General features: G+C 69.7%; 1 pseudogene. It reads left to right on the top strand.

Features of this window, described 5'->3' with window-relative positions:
• Positions 1-373: pseudogene (locus SK803_RS46450) on the top strand (transcriptional regulator); the annotation flags it as partial.

Here is a 373-nt window from a genome sequence, read left to right as displayed (position 1 = left end):
GATCGTCGCCGCTCTCGACTGGCTCGACGCACGCGCAGGCTGGGATCCCGGCACAGCTCGCCGCGAGGTAGCCGCACGCCTGGCAGCGCTCGACCTGCACGCCCTCCAGGACCGCGGAGTTCTCCGCGGTCGCGTGAACCAGCGAGATACCGCCAGCGCACTCGCGGAGTACTACGGCACCTCGACCACTGGTCACGGCCGCTACTCCGCGACGTTCGGCACGAACACGGCAGCCTCCACGACCGTGCTGACGCACCCGGACTGGCTGGACCTCGACTGCCCGCTGTTTCCCAAGCACGACAAGCTCAAGCTCGCCGGCGTAACCCCGGCGGACAACATCACGATGGACGAGGCGAGCGCAGACCGCGCCGCG

This window comes from Lentzea miocenica, assembly GCF_033949945.1.
Lineage (GTDB): Bacteria > Actinomycetota > Actinomycetes > Mycobacteriales > Pseudonocardiaceae > Lentzea > Lentzea miocenica.
Note: the sequence above shows the minus strand (reverse complement) of the source record. Positions and strands in the feature narration are given on the sequence as shown.